14 protein-coding genes are annotated in these 16,902 nt (G+C 47.4%); 11 read left to right on the top strand and 3 right to left on the bottom strand.

Annotated elements, in window-relative coordinates; all coding sequences use genetic code 11:
• Position 1 precedes the first annotated feature (1 nt).
• A complete protein-coding gene (locus H9I35_RS06440; protein WP_187418618.1) occupies positions 2-1,738 on the bottom strand; it encodes an AMP-dependent synthetase/ligase in 1,737 nt (578 codons plus the stop codon).
• Between the two features lie 153 nt (positions 1,739-1,891).
• Between H9I35_RS06440 and H9I35_RS06435 the strand changes: the two genes are divergently transcribed.
• Complete coding sequence (locus H9I35_RS06435) at positions 1,892-3,130, top strand: C40 family peptidase (RefSeq protein WP_187418617.1); 1,239 nt, start codon at positions 1,892-1,894, stop codon at positions 3,128-3,130.
• 66 nt (positions 3,131-3,196) lie between these two features.
• The gene (locus H9I35_RS06430; protein WP_187418616.1) at positions 3,197-4,411 is read left to right on the top strand and encodes a chloride channel protein; all 1,215 of its coding nucleotides are present in this window, start codon (positions 3,197-3,199) and stop codon (positions 4,409-4,411) included.
• A gap of 211 nt (positions 4,412-4,622) precedes the next feature.
• Here the strand turns inward: H9I35_RS06430 and H9I35_RS06425 are convergent, their stop codons facing one another.
• Positions 4,623-5,432, bottom strand: a complete 810-nt coding sequence (locus H9I35_RS06425; protein WP_187418615.1) for a hypothetical protein — start codon at positions 5,430-5,432, stop codon at positions 4,623-4,625.
• Positions 5,433-5,676: 244 nt separating this feature from the next.
• Positions 5,677-7,437, bottom strand: coding sequence for an energy-dependent translational throttle protein EttA (gene ettA, locus H9I35_RS06420; protein ID WP_187418614.1), 1,761 nt, complete (start codon positions 7,435-7,437; stop codon positions 5,677-5,679).
• 423 nt (positions 7,438-7,860) lie between these two features.
• On the opposite strand from ettA, the gene H9I35_RS06415 reads away from it, so the two are divergent.
• The 9 genes from H9I35_RS06415 (at position 7,861) to H9I35_RS06375 (ending at position 16,855) form a co-directional block, all read left to right on the top strand.
• On the top strand, positions 7,861-8,010 hold the full coding sequence (locus tag H9I35_RS06415; RefSeq protein WP_187418613.1) for a hypothetical protein: 150 nt from the start codon (positions 7,861-7,863) through the stop codon (positions 8,008-8,010).
• A 4-nt stretch (positions 8,011-8,014) separates the two neighbouring features.
• Positions 8,015-8,902, top strand: coding sequence for a DNA adenine methylase (locus H9I35_RS06410; RefSeq protein WP_187418612.1), 888 nt, complete (start codon positions 8,015-8,017; stop codon positions 8,900-8,902).
• Between the two features lie 19 nt (positions 8,903-8,921).
• Positions 8,922-9,458 carry a PD-(D/E)XK nuclease superfamily protein gene (locus H9I35_RS06405; RefSeq protein ID WP_187418611.1) on the top strand — a complete coding sequence of 179 codons (537 nt, stop codon included), beginning with the start codon at positions 8,922-8,924 and terminating at the stop codon, positions 9,456-9,458.
• 100 nt (positions 9,459-9,558) lie between these two features.
• Positions 9,559-10,347, top strand: a complete 789-nt coding sequence (locus H9I35_RS06400) for a DNA-methyltransferase (protein WP_252722615.1) — start codon at positions 9,559-9,561, stop codon at positions 10,345-10,347.
• A 218-nt stretch (positions 10,348-10,565) separates the two neighbouring features.
• Positions 10,566-11,924 (top strand): hypothetical protein, encoded by a 1,359-nt coding sequence (locus H9I35_RS06395; RefSeq protein ID WP_187418609.1) that lies wholly within the window; start codon positions 10,566-10,568, stop codon positions 11,922-11,924.
• 6 nt (positions 11,925-11,930) lie between these two features.
• Positions 11,931-12,566, top strand: a complete 636-nt coding sequence (locus H9I35_RS06390) for a tetratricopeptide repeat protein (protein ID WP_187418608.1) — start codon at positions 11,931-11,933, stop codon at positions 12,564-12,566.
• Entirely contained in the window at positions 12,563-13,984 is a 1,422-nt protein-coding gene (locus tag H9I35_RS06385; RefSeq protein ID WP_187418607.1) for an Ig-like domain-containing domain, read from the top strand. The genes H9I35_RS06390 and H9I35_RS06385 overlap by 4 nt, the downstream gene beginning before the upstream one ends.
• Positions 13,960-15,465, top strand: a complete 1,506-nt coding sequence (locus tag H9I35_RS06380) for an Ig-like domain-containing domain (RefSeq protein WP_187418606.1) — start codon at positions 13,960-13,962, stop codon at positions 15,463-15,465. The genes H9I35_RS06385 and H9I35_RS06380 overlap by 25 nt, the downstream gene beginning before the upstream one ends.
• Positions 15,466-15,475: 10 nt before the next feature.
• Positions 15,476-16,855 carry a TolC family protein gene (locus H9I35_RS06375; protein ID WP_187418605.1) on the top strand — a complete coding sequence of 460 codons (1,380 nt, stop codon included), beginning with the start codon at positions 15,476-15,478 and terminating at the stop codon, positions 16,853-16,855.
• The last annotated feature ends 47 nt before the right edge of the window (positions 16,856-16,902 follow it).

The raw sequence follows: 16,902 nt of genomic DNA, 5'->3' as shown, positions 1-16,902 counted from the left end.
ATTATTTTTTGTAATTCCGCTTTACTTTGAGCGTCGTCGTCATTTCCAGCGGTTTATCGAGTATCGTTATCTTCGTGATCCTGGCATAGGGCTGCAGCGTGTGATTTACCGCATCGACGTCGGCTTGGATCAAATGACGTATGTCGTCGTTCGAAAAAGAATCGCCTCGTTCTATACCGAGTTTTTTGAACGCTTCGTCGCTCGGATAGACGAGCGCTTCTATGCTTTCCGATTTCGATTCGTCGTCTTCGACATAACCTTGCGCCGTGATCTGTTGAATATTGTCGTAGAGCTGGAACGCATCTTCGATCTCTTCGGGATATACGTTTTTTCCGCCCGACGTGACGATGATGTTCTTTGCCCGTCCGCACAGCGAAATATAACGTTCGGCGTCGATTTTGCCGACATCGCCCGTTTTGAAAAAGCCGTCGTCGGTAAACATTTTCGCGGTTTCTTCCGGCATATTGTAATAGCCTTTCATCACCATCGGGCCTTTGACGGCGATTTCTCCGATACCGTCTTTATCGGGATTGAGAATTTTAACTTCTTCGTAGGGATAAAAATCTTTTCCGACGCTTTCGATTTTAAAACGTTCGACCGGATTCAGCGCGATGATGGGGCTCGTTTCGGTGAGTCCGTACCCTTGAATAAAATTGATGCCCGCGGCGTTATACGCTTTGAACACGCTCGAAGAAAGCGGTCCGCCGCCGCAGATTGCGACGCGCAGCGTGTAGATGTTCGCCTGTTGGAGTACCGCTTTGAACAGCACTTTTCCGGGATTTTTTCCGGTGAGCTTTTTAACGAGGTAGGAGAATCCCATGAGAAAGCGCATGATACCTGCGACGAGTACGCCTTTTTCGCGTATGCCTTTTTTTATGCCGGCGAGCAGTTTGTTGTATAAAAGCGGCACGCCGAGCATAACGGTGATCTTACCTTCACGCAGTTCCCGCATGAGGCGGGAGACGGCCATATTTTTTCCGAATACGATTTCGGCTCCCGTCGACAGCGGATTGATAAATGCCGCCTGCATCGTGTACGCGTGGTGGATCGGAAGGAGCGCATAAAATACGTCTCCGTTGTAATGTCTGAAATTCAGCTGCGCGATATAGCAGTCGCTTATTAAATTTTCGTGCGTGAGCATGACGCCTTTGGGCGTACCCGTCGTTCCCGACGTAAATAAAATCGCCGCGACGTCGCCGCTTTCGGCTTCCCGGTCCGCTTCGATTTTGCCGTCGGCTTTTAAATTACAAACATAGGTTTCCGGATATTTCGGACTCAGCGACATGACTTTCAAAGAGGCGGCATTGCGTGCGAAGTATTCGTATTTTTCTTCATCGACGAAGATGATTTTCGGATCCGATACGCGCAAAAGATTGTCGACTTCATTGTCGCGCAGCGCGTAATCGATCGGGACGACGATGCCGCCGGCAAAAAGGATTGCCAGATACGCGATCGCCCACTCGGGTGAATTTTTTCCGGTTACGGCAACCCGATCTCCTTTTTTAACTCCGTTCTCTGCGAGCCATGCAGCAAGCGATTCTATATTTTTCAGTGCTTGCGCGTAACTGAAAGACCGTTTCGAAGCGTTCGGGCCGTCGAAATCGGTAAAGCACGGACTGTCTGGAAACCGTTCTGCGGAAATCCGGAACACTTGCGGAAAAGTCGGCCATTCGCCGTCGAAAACTTTGCCTCGGTATGAATCGAGAAAAGACCAGGGAAGATTGTTTGTGTTTGTCATAATGTACTATTCTATCACATAATCACGAAAACGGGGGATAAATTTATGCGATTTGAACGGATTTTAAACCGGCGCCGGAAGGAATTGTATGAAAATTATTTTCCTGTAAAAAATCCGCTGAAAAAATTCCCGCTTTTCGCCTATAATAGAAGTATGAGAATTTTACGGAAGCGTCTGCACTTCGGCCTATTTTTGATTACTCTTTGCGCGGCGGCATCCGCCGAATCGAAAGCGGAAGCTGCTCAGGCGAAACGAGATGCGCTTATTGCGGAAGCAAAAAAATATATCGGCTCGCCCTATGCGGCAGGCGGGGTAGGACCGGAATCCTTCGATTGTTCCGGCTTTATCTATTTTATCGCGCGTAAATCGGCGAAGGTGCAGCTTCCCCGCAGTTCTCACGCCATATATCGATTTGTCGAACATATTTCGGACGATGAAATCGAAGCGGGCGATTTGCTCTTTTTTTCCGCATCGTCATCGGGGCGCATGACTCATGTCGGTTTGTATATCGGAAAAGGTAAAATGATCCATGCGGCGAGCGAGGGGCCGAAAACCGGAGTTGTCGTTTCGTCGCTCGGTGAGCACTATTGGAAAACCTATTATGCCGGTGCGGGTAGATTTGTTCCTTCGGCAAAAAGTGCGGCGGGAGGGAAGCCGTCGAACGGTTCCGATAAGCAAAAAACCGATGCGCCTTCTTCAGCTGAGAATTCCGAAAAAAAAACGAGCGGCACGACGGCTGACGCGGAAACGGCGGCTTCCGGTAAAAGCGATAAAGAATCGGGCGAAAAAACGATTGCCGACAGCGGCGGATCGGATCGGGATGAGTCGTCCGCATCCGTACGTAAAGATACGGCAAAAGTCGACGCCGGCCCGAAAAAGAACGAACTTATCGATAATTTTATCTGCAGTTTTTCTGCGGCGATAGATTGGTCGTTTTTCGAACCCGATCGCTTTTTTGCGAATTTTCGCGGCATCGATTCCGGTGCCGACATAACGTTTTCAAAATGGAAGCTCCGGCCGGGAATCGGAACGATGATCAAAGGGTATAACGGCGGTATCGTTTTGGTTCCGCTCGTATTCATCCTGGAGCTGAACGACAATATTCGCGCTTATGCCGGTCCTGCCGTTACGCTCGGTTCTCCGACCTTTTTCGGCGAACGTACGGCTTCTCCCGCTTTTTCGGGAACTTTCGGAGTATCGTTTTGTACGCCGCCCCATGCCGCAGGTTCCGTCGGCATTCGTTTTATGCAGGACATCTCTTATACGATTTTTAAAAAAAGCGGCGATTCGACGTTTTCTTTTGCGAGTGCGTTTTGTGCGGGTTTTGCATTTGCAACGGGCATACGCATAAGTCTTCCGATGCGCGCCTTTGCCGGCGAGCGGGGCGCATGAGATTTTTTCCGCAATGTTTTTCAAACCGATAGACGCAGGATTATTAAATAATTATAATCATACCCGATGGATACGTTTCATATATGGCGGTATCGGATTATATCCGCACTTCAAATGGGCGCACTCTCCTGCGCGGTAGGCATTTGTTCCGGTGTCGTATGCGCGGTATTCGGACGAGGTTTGTTGTTAATTAATAATTTCCGCGACGCGCATCAAATATTTTTAATTCCGCTTTTGCCGCTGCTCGGACTTTGTATCGTTTTTATGTACGACAAGTGGGGCGGCGGCGCCGAAGAGGGTATGAATATCGTATTCGCCGCAGGCTTGGACGATACACGGCCGATTCCGTTTCGCATGATGCCGCTTGCCGTCGGTGCGACGTGGTTCGGGCACGTCGGAGGGGCGAGCGTAGGGCGTGAAGGAGTCGCCTGTCAAATCGGCGCGGTGATCGGATATACCGTCGGAAAGCTCGTAAAAAACAAACGCTTTACGCAGACTCTTATCATCGCGGGAATGGCCGGCGGTTTTGCCGGCTTGTTCCGTACGCCGATCGCTGCCGTGTGCTTTGCGCTCGAAGTGATGGTCGCCGGCCGCCTTTTTTATTATGCGCTTTTGCCGGCCGTCATTGCGGCGGGAAGCGCGTCGGCCGTTTCGGGGCTTTTAGGTCTTACCCATGAGTATTTTCCGCTTCCCGATATGGGCGAAGCGGCTTTTACGCTGCCCTTTGTCGCAAAACTCACGGCGCTCGCTCTGCTCTTTTGCGCCGCGGGGCAGCTTTTTGCACATCTTTTAAAATATTGCCATGAGCGTTTTCACGTTTGGCTGCCGAATAAATACAAGCGGATTTTTATCGTCGGTGCGGTTTTGAGCGCGCTGCTCCTTGTCGTTCATAAAGGAAGATACGCGGGTTTGAGTTTTTCGATAACCGATGCGGTCTTTGAGGGCGGAAACGTGTTTATGTACGACTGGATTTTAAAATTGCTGTTTACCGTCGTCTGCCTTTCTGCCGGTTTTCAAGGCGGAGAGCTTACGCCGCTTTTTATCATCGGTTCGGCTTTCGGCTATATCGTCGCTCCTCTTTTCGGTTTGCCGCCTCTTTTGTGCGCGGCGCTCGGTCACGGTGCGGTCTTCGGCAGCGCGACGAATACGCTCCTTGCGCCGATCGCGATCACGGGGGCGGTTTTCGGTTTTCAATATACGCCGCTGTTCGCACTCGTGTGCGCCGTAGCGTTTTACTGTAACGGAAATCACGGCATCTACCGCTTGCAGCGCACCGTATAACCGACCTGTAGCCGCTTTCGCTTTTCGCCGGTTTCCGCGTGCCGTGCGGCGGGTTCGGCCTGCCGCGTGTTTTGCTTTCCGTGATTTTTCCGGCCCGTATAGAAAAATACTTTCGAAACTTGTTCGGTTAAAAAAAATCGGGGGCTGTCCGTTTTCGGGCAGCCCTCGTTGATTTACAAAAAATTATCGATTTCGGATTTTGCCGAAGCGATCATTCTTCTTCCGCGAAGAGCGCGCCGACCGTAACTTTGTCGTTCGACACTTTCCACGTCGCGGTCAGACTGTTTGCGGGATTTGCATTTGTCGGATAGATGACACCGTACGATGCGATTTTTCCGATGACGCAGCCCTTCGTTTTTGTCTGTACTTTTTCGACATCGACTTCATTACTGAAAGTTGCATAACTGTGCGTGCCGGCGGTTTTCGTAAGCGTTACGGTATCGTTGCCGACTTTTACGGTGATTTTTCCGTCTGTAGCGGATACGACGGAGATTTTTACGCTAAGTATATCTTTTACGTTATCATAGGTATAACTGTTCGCATTGAGTGTCTGCCAGTTTTTTTCCGCCCATGTCGCATCTTCGGTTCCGAGGTTGCTGCTTGAGCTTGATGTCAGTTCTGATTCCGTATAGTCCGTAAAATGACTTACGTAGTATTGTTTTACTCCATTATGTACTCGAACAGCGGCGACAAAGGCAGACATCTTTTTTGCGGCGTCTTTGTCGGTATGGATACCGAACATAAATCCCGCAGCCGCTCTCGAGCTGCCTGTTGTGTTGCTTCCCGTAATCGTTATGTCGCAGTCCGCGGCATACACATTTTCACTCTTCCCGAACTGATCATAAAAGCGCGTAAACGTTAAGCCATCGATAGCACCTTTTTTTTCGGTTGTAAATTTTTCGCGCTTTCCTTTGCTTTCAACATCGTCGGCGTTTCCGCTCAAGCCGCCGCATCCGACGAACAGTGTCGTTGCTGCGGCAAATACTGCAGCCGCGGCAAAAATCTTTTTAGTGAGTTTCATCTGTTACTCCTTTTTGCAGTCATGACTGCAAAATATGTGATTGTTATACGGACGCTTTGTTGCGCCCGACCGGTGACGAAATAAAAACTTTGCTCTCGCCGCCGGTAGTATAGGGTTTTTTTGTTAAAAATGTCAACGGGAGGATCGGCGTTACAACGCTCCGCACTCAAGCGCCTTCGCCGCACACCGCCGGTAAGGGATTCCGGTGCCTGCTTTGCCGACGGTGTACTTTCCGCACAAATCGCTAGCGCGTGAGCTTTCTGTATACGACCCTGCGCGGTACTTCGACGTCGTCTCCGAACTGGGCTTTCCGCCACGCCGCGTACTCCGACCAGTTGCCTTCGAAAAAGCGTACTTGGCTGTTGTTTTCAAAGGCGAGTATGTGCGTACAGATCCTGTCCAAAAACCAGCGGTCGTGACTGACGACGAGCGCACATCCGGCAAAGTCTTCGAGGGCTTCTTCGAGCGCGCGCACCGTCTGCACATCCAAGTCGTTCGTCGGTTCGTCGAGCATTAAAACGTTGCCCGCTTCTTTGAGCATCATGCCGAGATTCAGCCGATTTTTTTCGCCGCCGGAAAGCACACCGATCTTTTTATTCTGTTCCGCGCCGGAAAAATTGAACCACGAACAGTAAGCATGCGCGTTCACTTCGCGCACTCCGCCTTCAAGCGCCCTGCCTTTTTCATCGACCGCTCCCAGCTTGATGATATCCTGTCCGCCGGAAAGCTGTTCGTACACCGTTTTGTCGGGCTCGAGCTTTGAGCGGAGCTGATCGACATAAACCAATTTTACCGTCGAGCCGATTTTGATTTCACCGGAATCCGGTTTTTCTCCGTCCTCTTTGCCGTCGAGCCGTTCGGCCGTTTGACCTGCCGCATCCGCGATCAATTTGAACAGCGTCGTCTTTCCCGCGCCGTTCGGCCCTACGATGCCGACGATCGCGCCCGCCGGAATGTGAAACGAAAGATTTTCGAACAGGAGTTTGTCGCCGTAGGATTTCGTTATATTTTCCGCATCGATAACCGCTCCTCCCAGGCGCGGGCCCGCGGGGATCGAAATCTGCGTGTCTTTGAGCGCGGTTTTGCCGCTTTGCGAAAGCAGTTCGTTGTAGCGCGTAATGTGTTCTTTGTGTTTCGCCTGCCTGCCCTTCGCACCCATGTGGATCCACTCGAGTTCGCGCTGCATCGCTTTGCGCCGTTCGCTTTCACCCTTTTCTTCCAGCGCAAGACGCGCTTCTTTTTGTTCAAGCCAGCTCGAATAATTGCCTTTAAACGGATAGCCTTCACCGCGGTCGAGTTCCAAAATCCAGCCGGCCACGTCGTCGAGAAAATAACGGTCGTGCGTGATCGCGATGACCGTACCCTCGTAATCGTTCAAATGCTTTTCAAGCCACGCGACCGTTTCCGCGTCCAAGTGGTTCGTCGGTTCGTCGAGCAAAAGGATATCGGGCTTTTGCAAAAGCAGCCGGCACAGTGCAACGCGCCTTCGCTCGCCGCCTGAAAGCACGTCGACGATCTGATCTCCCGGCGGACAGCGCAGCGCTTCCATCGCGAGTTCCAAATTCGCATCGAGATTCCACGCATCGAGCGCATCGAGTTTTTCCTGCAGCTCCGCCTGCCGCGCGCCGAGTTTGTCGAAGTCCGCGTCGGGATCTCCGAACGCTTCGTTTACTTTATCGAATTCCGCAAGCAGGTCGGTGATCTCTTTGACACCTTCGCCGACGATCTCTCTGACCGTTTTCCCCGCTTCGAGTTCCGGCTCCTGTTCGAGATAGCCGATCGAATAGCCGGGCGCGAGATGCGTTTCGCCCGTAAACTCAGTGTCGCGTCCCGCAAGTATTTTAAACAGGCTCGATTTACCCGATCCGTTCGGCCCGATGACGCCGATCTTTGCGCCGTAATAATACGAAATGCCGATATTTTTCAAAACGACTTTTGTGCCGTACGCGCGGCTCACATCGTCCATCGTGTAGATGATTTTTTTATTATCAACCGTCTTTGCCATGCGCACATCATATCTGAAAAAATCGAATCCTGCAAGTTTTCGATTCGCATTTTCCGATTATTAAAATTTAATAATATCGATTGAAAAATTATTAATATATTTTACCGTCCGCATTTTCCGTATCGCCTGTTCGGATATTTATTAATTTTCAGGGCGTGCCCCCTCGCGTTTCTCGGGTCGGGCTTTGCGGGGTTCCGCGCTCGCGCGCTCCATTCCTCCGCTCGCTCATCGCTCGCTCCGGAACTTTCGCCCCTCCAATCCCTCACGCTCCGTTCCCCTGCGCTTTATGTTTCTGTAAAAAAACATTTTTAAATCCGCGTAAAAAACGCATTTGCACACGATATATAGGCGGGCTGCAAAGCGCCGTGCGGGAGAGCGCGTGATGTATGCGTTTCCGCGCGGTATGCGGCTTTGAGGTGCAGTATGAAAAAATCGACGCTTTTCCTTGCGCTGTTTGCATTGTTCGCATGCGGCTGTGCGGAAAAAAATTCCGGCGAATATGCGGCGCTTAAAAATTCCGGCTTAACGGGAGACGCGCTGTATGGAAATGCAAAATGTTTTACGGTACAATAAACGTATGGATTATATGACTGTAAAACCGTTTATAAAATGGGCGGGAGGAAAAACCCAGTTATTAACTGAAATTCGCACAAAATATCCAGCAAAGATCGAAAAATATTGTGAACCGTTTCTTGGTGGCGGTGCCGTTTTGTTTGATATTCTTGCAAATTTTCATCCTGATGAAGTTCTTGTAAACGATATAAACAAAGAACTTATAAATGTTTATAAACAAATTAAAACGAATTGCGATGATTTAATAAAAAATCTTATAGAATTGCAAAAAGATTATTGGAACAAGGGGAATGATGAAAGAAAAAAAATATATTTAAATAAAAGGAAAAAATTTAATGATTTAAAATCGAGCGACGAAAACCGCGGAAATTCGGAAAAAGCGGCTTTATTTATTTTTCTCAATAAAACCTGTTTTAACGGCTTATACCGCGTAAATTCGAAAGGTTTATTTAACGTTCCGATGGGAGCATATAAACGCCCTCCGATCTGTGATGTAGAGAATCTTCGTCGTTGTGAAAAATTATTGAAAAAAGTAAAAATTATTTGTGGTGATTTTTCGTCGACGATAGATTTTATCGATTCGAAAACTTTCGTCTATTTAGATCCTCCCTACCGCCCAATTTCCCCTACATCTTCGTTTACGGCATATTCGGAATTTGTTTTTACCGATCGGGAGCAGATAAAACTCGGCTCCTTTGTTGATGAAATTACAGAAAAAGGGGCTAAAATTGTTTTAAGCAATTCTGATCCGAAGAATACGAATGAGAATGATAATTTTTTTGATGACTTGTATAAAAAATACAATATCGTCCGCATTGAGGCAAATCGTATGATAAACAGCAAAGCGTCGGCTCGCGATTCGATAAATGAATTATTAATTTGTAATTTTTAAAAATTTTTACAGGAGTAATATGATAAAGGGCGGAAAAGGCGGAGGAAACACGAGGACAGGTTTGGTTTTTGAAGGAAAAGTCGATCTTTCAACGTTTCTTTCAAAGCAGCCAGGATATAAAATCAACAATGGTAATGTTTTTTACAGAGGTGAAAAAGTAGCGCGTATTTTTAAAAAACATACGTTTTATGAATTCATAAACGAAATCGGAATTGACTGGAAAGCGATAATTTCAAAAAAATTATTACCCGATGACAGTATCTATGTAATTATAAATAATACTCTTTTCATCATCGAGTGCAAACATCAACAAGTTGCCGGATCGGTAGATGAAAAATTACAGACATGTGATTTTAAGAAAAAACAATATCAACGACTTATGGCGCCGGCGAATATTGAAGTGGAATATATGTACTTGCTCGATAATTGGTTTAGGGATCCCAAATATAAAGACGTTTTGGATTATATAATCAGCGTCGGCTGTCAATATTACTTCGAATACATTCCTTTGACAAAAATCGGATTACCAGTTCCGCCGGAATTAATAACCGATTAACGATATGTTGCAATCATATTATAGATCCCGAAACCGCGATTTTACCCTCTTGCAAGGTGATTGCATTGAATTATTAACGCAATTCGATTTTCAATTTGATATGATTTTTGCCGATCCTCCTTATTTTTTATCGAATGGTGGTATTTCCGTACAGAGTGGAAAACGAGTCAGTGTAAACAAAGGTGATTGGGATAAATCGCAAGGCTTTATGAAAGATAATAAGTTTAATTTTGATTGGATTTCGCTGTGCCGCGATAAATTAAAAGAGGACGGTACGATTTGGGTTTCGGGTACTTATCACAATATTTTTTCCGTTGCACAGATGCTTACCGAATTGGGTTTCCGGATATTAAATTGTATAACATGGGCAAAAACGAATCCTCCGCCGAATCTTTCCTGTAAGTTTTTCACGCATTCTACGGAATTTATTTTATGGGCGCGAAAAAATAAAAAAATCAGTCATTATTATAATTATGAACTTATGAGAGAGATCAACGGCGGAACACAGATGAGGGATTTATGGATTTTACCTGCAATTGCAAAATGGGAAAAATCTTGCGGTAAGCACCCGACGCAAAAATCGCTTCCGTTGCTTGCACGGATAATTCTCTCTTCGACGAAAGAGTGTGCATGGGTCCTCGATCCGTTTACCGGTTCAAGTACAACAGGGATTGCAGCAAGTTTATTAAATCGTCGGTTTCTTGGTATAGATAGAGAGAAAGATTTTTTGGAAATTTCAAAAAATAGAAGAGAAGAAATTGAAGATGTAAAAATCCGAGAAGAGTACAGAACACGGATCAGTAAATATTCGAATAAGCCAATAAAAAATTTGCTTGAAATACAAAATCGGGAACCGTATTTTGGACCGGATTTACCCATATATCAATAATACCGATATAGCGCATTGTGTTATTAAATCTTCTTTCTTCTCATAAAACTTCATATTAAAACCGACCGAATTCGCCGATATTTTTCCTTCTAAAAAAACATTTTTAAATCCGCGTAAAAAACGCATTTGCACACGATATATAGGCGGGCTGCAAAGCGCCGTGCGGGAGAGCGCGTGATGTATGCGTTTCCGCGCGGTATGCGGCTTTGAGGTGCAGTATGAAAAAATCGACGCTTTTCCTTGCGCTGTTTGCATTGTTCGCATGCGGCTGTGCGGAAAAAAACTCCGGCGAATATGCGGCGCTTAAAAATTCCGGCTTAACGGGAGGCGCGCTGTACGAAAAACTTATCGCCTTTGACAAGGAGCATCCCGTCTCTTTCGACTCGAAGCTCGACTTGGCTTCATATTATTTTATTTTAGGAAATCGCGGCGAAGCATGGAAATACGCATTGAAAGCCGAAGGTCTGCTTGCCTCCGTAAAAAGCGCCGTACCGCAAAAACGTGCGTTGCTTTTCGCCCTTCTTTCGGCTTTGTATGCGGCCGACAGCGATGCCGATAAAGCGCGGGATTACGCGAAAAAAGCTTACGAAGTGCCGAACTCCGGCGCGGCATACGGATATCTCTATGCGAAAATGCAGCTTTTGCACGGCGCCGAAAGCGAAGCGCTCGCTTTGTTCGATAAAACGTACTCGCGTTATCCCGAACGCATTGCACCCGATGAAATGCGTTCGTATATGTATTTGCTTGCCGATGCCGGCGAGTTTCAAAAATGCGCCGAACTGCTCGAACCTTATTTTGAAACCGGCATCTTTTTTCCGGGGCTGGGCCTTTTCGCATCGACCGTATATGAAAAACTCGGCGATACCGAAAAAGCTGTGCTGTGCGCCTTCCTCGATTACGAATACGCCGCGGACGGAAATGCGTCCGCCGATGCGTTTTCGGCAAATCTGCAATCGGTTGAAGCTCTTCTTCCATCAGGCGGCGCTTCCGAAGCGCTTGAAAGCATCAAAGCTTTGTTCGATATGCGGCTCGAAGCGAAAGCGCCTTCTTCGCCCTTTTTCATTTCCGACTACGTTTATTGTAAAGCGAAACTGCTTCGAAACGATTTTTCTCTCGCCGATTTTTCGGCGCTTTTGCAGCTTGAAAAATATTTTTCGCAGTTTCCTTCGTACTATTGGACGGTGTGGGAAGCTGCTCGTGTACTCGAGCCTGAAAGATCGAACGAGTGGTTTCGCGTACTCGAAAAGACGATTGCGCTTATGCCTTCGTCTTCTTACGCATCGCTTGCAAGAAAGGCGTTGGCATCTTGTATCGGCATCGAGAGAAAAAACGCGGCCGCTTTGCTCATGCCTCAGGAAGTAAAAGCCGCGCTTGAGGATTTTGCGTCGACGGCGGACGAGGACAGGCTTTTCCCTGTGTACGCCTTATTGGATCTTCCCGACTGTTCGTACGTCTATGCCGGCGTGCAGATGGTAAAGGCGGCGGCTTCCGAACCGATCGTTCGCGCCGCGCTCGCAAAAAAGTACGAACGGTCGTCGGGGCGCTTAAAAGACCGGCTCGCATTTATTTTATCGTGAGGCGTTATGAAGCGAAAACTTGCATTCCTTTTGACATGTACGATTTTTTTCTTTTTTTCGTGCAGAGATTCGCGAGGGGCGGAAGCGCTGTACGCACGCGCGACGGATGCGTACATACGCGAAGATTTTTCGAATGCCCTTGCGCTTTCGGATGAAGCTTTGCGCGCCGACGGAAATTTTTTTCAGGCAAAACTGCTCAAAGCGAAAGTATTGATTTTTACGGAAAAAATCGGCGAGGCGGAAAAGATTTTGCATAGCCTTTGCGAACGGTATCCCGAATTTACCGAAGCGCGGCTGTGGTATGTGCGCGCTTTGATTATGAGCGAACGATACGATAATGCCGAAGCCTTTCTTGAAAGGGAACTCTCGCTCAATCAAACGGATTGGCGTTTTTATTATCAATATGCGCTTTTGGCACAAAAACAAAATGCGCTTGATAAGCGTCTTGCGATGTGCAGAAAGGCGGAGCAGGCTCTTTGCGATTCCGAAAAGCTGTATATCGAAACGGCGGATATATGGCTTATGCTCGGCGTTCGTGCGAATGCGCTTGCCGCGCTCGACAAAGCTCATGCCGTTTCATCAGAACCGTCCGTAGTCGCGGAAATAATAAATTTTATTAAAAGAGGAGACGACATACGATGAAACGAAGGGTTTTCGGTGCAATGCTGCCTCTGCTTCTTTTTTCATGCGCTTTGATTTCATTCGACGAATACGGCGTTTCGTGCAGCCGAAATCCCGCGGCACGGTATTTTGAAGGCGAGTGCATCGATTTTTCATTCAACTGCGATGTCGTTCATTATTATGCGGAACAGGCCGTAACGATAAAATCGGGAACTCATCGCTATGATGCCGAATATGTGTGGAACGGATGTTCTTTGTCCGTAAAGCCCGAGGCCGGATGGATTCGGGGCAAGCCGTATCTTGTGAGCATCGACGGTCTCATGCACACGGAAAATAATGCGTCGTTTCAAGCGTATGCGGTATGTGCGTTCATATACGGAAACGAAACGGATCGGTTTTTGGCGCTTTCACTTCCCGAACGTCGATACGATGCCGATCTGCAAACAAAACTCGTATTTTCATTTAATAAAAAAATAGAAGAATCTCAGTTTGAAAAAGCCTTTTCCCTTTCACCCGCTGCCGAATATACGACGGCTTTGTCGGATGACGGGAAAACGGTTGTCGTTTTGCCCTCTCCGAATTGGAAGATGAATACGACTTATGCGTGGACGGTAAAACGGCTTTTTTCATCGGACGGTTTCGAAATGCAGGAGACGCTTTTGAATACGTTTTCGACGAAAGAAGATCCGGAAAATCCCGCGCTCGCCGCTTTGTGTCCCGTGACGGATATGTCGCCCGACGCTCCGTGGCTTACCGATATTCCTCTCGATAAAAATATTTCTGAAAAACAGGCGATCGGTTTTGTGTTTTCAAAGCCGATGGATTTCGATTCGGTAAAAGACGCCGTTTCGATTTCTCCTCCGATATCGGGCTATATGATTCGGTGCGGTGATTCTTCCGAACGTTTTTTATTCGTGCCCGAAGAGCATTATAAAAGCGGAGTCGAATATACGCTTTCGATTTCCGCTTCGGCTCAAGACAAAAACGGTATGCCGCTTTTTGAAAAATATATCCATTGTTTTTATGCCGCTGACGTGCGCCTTTCCGTCGTCGGGCTTTTGTTGGATGCCGACGCTGTTTCCGATTTTTCCGGCGGCTGTATCGAACACGTGTTTTATAAAAATGCCGACGGCGACGGGGAGTTGACCGCGCATATTCTTTTTTCGCACGCACTTGCCGACGATTTTTTGACGGCGGCTGCGAATGCGGTGACGGCGTCGCTCCTCTTTCCGTTTACTTCGTCAAGTCCCGTCAAAACCGCTGTGTTTTGGAACGAAGACAGAACTCGGCTTACGGTAACGTGGACGCGCTTTACGGTAAGTACGAGCGATGTATTGTCGTACTATCGATTGAAAATCGCAGGCGGGCCGTCGGGCATAAGCGACGGGTGCGGCGGTTATATGGAGAAGGATATATGCATAAATATTTTGGCAAAATAATGATTGCGAAATTAATAATTTTTCCGGCTATGCTTGCGGGCTGCGCTTCGCTTTTGCTTCCCGAAATGCGGGTCGAATCCTGTACATGGGACAAAGAATCCGTTTCGATCGTATTTTCTCTTGAACCCGATATGACATCGATCGTAAAAGCGTTTTCGCTGACGGAAGACGAACATCCTTCTGCGGGGATTTTTTCGCGTTCGGGAAAAGAAGTGCGCTTTTTTCCGGCTGGCGGCATTAAAACAAATTACGATTATGTGCTTACCGTTTCATCTTCCGCCGAAAGCGAAAAAGGTTATTCGCTCGGCGCCGATTATTGCAAAACTTTTTCGACCCGTACCGATATTGTGTGGCCTGAAATAATTTCGTTTACGCCGTCAAACGGCAGTTTCGTTGACGAAGTTCCCGACATAACGATTTCGTTTTCCGAACCCGTCGCACGGGAATCTTTTGAAGCCGCCGTTTCCGTGAGTCCGCCGTTTTCGTATGCAAAGGTTTTTTTCGACGGCGACAAAAGTGTTCGCCTTGTGCCGACCGAAAAACTGAAAGCGAATACGCTGTATAAAATTACGGTTTCGGAAAGTCTTGAAGATTGCGCGCGCAACGCTCTTGCAAAAGAATTTCATACATCGTTTTATTACCGGTACGATCCCGATTTGCCGATCTGCACTTTTTCGATCAAAAATAAAAAAGGTTTTCAAACGGAAGTCCTTTCCGGCGGCCTATATTCTTCCGTTCCGAAAGACTGCGTTATCGGTATGGATTTTTCGAAAGAGATGAACATCGATTCGCTCTCTGCGTATATTTCGATCATACCGACCGCATCGTATTCGATAAAAACAAATGCGCTTGATAAAACGCACGCCGAACTTGTCTTCGATGCTCCCGCTTGGGGAAAGACCTATACGTTCCGTATGCGAAAAGGCATGCAAGCCGTATCGGGTAATAAAACCGAAAGCGATACAAATTTCGATATATGTTTCGATGCGGAAGGGGACAGACAGGTCGAATTTGTTAAAGGATTTTTACAAACCGGAGTTTGGAGTGCGGGTAATCTTTCCGAGGGTGTGCATTATAAAACGATAAACAGCGAATCGAATTTTTCAGCGCTGCTTTTCGATCCCGTTTTTTTTCCGATTTCGTCGGACACGGCCTGCTCGCTTTATCTCGTGTTTTCCGTTTCGCGGGAATCCGCGGGTATCGATATGCTTTCGATGTTCGATTCTCTTTCGATTGCGGCGACGAACGGCTGTTGTTCGGCGGTGATAAAAACATTCGCCGTTCTCTCCCCTGATGACTGCGCTCGATTTCCGGTAAATGAACTTATCGCTCTTACGGACGGTATGAGCATCGTAAAAGCGGGACTCGAAATTAGAAACGGCAGCAAAGCCGGCATAGTTACGATAACGCTCGGAGACGGTATAAAAGATTCGCTCGGAAATACGATGAGGGCGAAACGGATTTTTACGTTTACGAAGTGACGGGGGCAGTATGAAAAACGGATTTAAATCGATTGTTCCGCTTCTCTTTTTTTGTACCGTTACGCCGATGTCCTCCGACACGGTTTTCCGTTCGGCCGAAGAAGCGGCTTTATACGCCGTATCGCATTCTAAAGAATATCTGCTGAAAAAAGAATATGTCGAAGCGGCATACAAAGCTGCTTGCCGTGCACTGCAGGATTTTTTACCGTCGCTGAACATATCGTGGTCGGAAAACGATGCCGTCAAAATCGGAGGGGCGGATTCGCGCAGCAAATCGATACAGCTTTCCGTTCGCCAGCTTGTTACAGACGGCGGCCGCCGTATCGTTTTATACAATATGAATAAAACCGATGCGTATTATGCGGTAAAGGCGTACGAGCAGGAACTGCAGGTGTTTCGATCGTCCGTCATAAATCAATACGGCGCCTGCCTGCAGCAAAATGAAATTATTAAAATTAAAACCGATTTGGAAAAGAACGCTTCCATGCAGCTCGAAATTATTAAAAAAGAATATGATCTCGGACTCGCTCTTGAAAACGATTATTTGGAATATCTTATTTCGTTCAAAACGATTCAAAACGACAAAAAGAAAGCCGAGCGTGAACTTAGGACGAGGATGCGCACACTGAAATCGCTTATCGGTATGGATATCGATGAGGATCTGCGCATCGAAAATACTTCGGCGGAACAAAGCGGACTTCGGTATCTCGAAGGCCATATAGCCGAACTGCGGCGTATGAGCGACGAGCGCAATCCTGCCGTAAAAAAAGCTGAAGCTGCGCTGCATTATGCCGAACGCCGCTTGGCGTATGCGAAACTGTTTTTTATTCCCGAAGTGAGCATTGAGGGCGGCGTTTCGTTTTCCGGTACGGCTTATCCGCTGAACAAGCCTTCGTATTCGATAAAGCTGTCGGTGAGTTTTTCGAATATGCCGTTTGCCCCGACGACGGCCGGCAGCGGATACGGTTTTAATAAAGGCGGACTCGGCGGTATCGATAATTCCCTTTCGGCGGGTTTTGTGCCCGATATCGGTTATTTTATTAAAAATAATATTAATAAAATTTCGGTTAAGCGCGAAGCGGAACAGCTGCGTTTGCAAAAGCATGCGTTGTATGAACGGCTTTTTGAAAAAGCGGCAGCTTATGACGACGGTAAAGATTCGATCGCCCGTATTTCGGAATCGATCGCTTTGCGCGAACGGCGTATTGCAGTCAGTGCCGAACAGGTTGAAAAAGGGGAGATGAAGCGGATCGATTACCTTGCCGAGTTGATGGAAATTGCGGAAGAGAAAGTCAAACTCGTCGCCGCGCAATCGTCCGTCCTTGCCGCTGCGCGCGATATAGAGATTATGATATGCGTTCCGTTTGGAGGGTTGGAAAAATGTTTTTAATAAAATACGTATGTTGTGCTTTGTTTATACTATCTTGTTTTTCGTGC

The sequence above is a fragment of the Treponema sp. Marseille-Q4132 genome (genome assembly GCF_014334835.1).
In the GTDB taxonomy this organism is placed as follows: Bacteria; Spirochaetota; Spirochaetia; order Treponematales; family Treponemataceae; genus Treponema_D; species Treponema_D paredis.
This window is presented reverse-complemented; position numbering and strand designations above follow the sequence as displayed.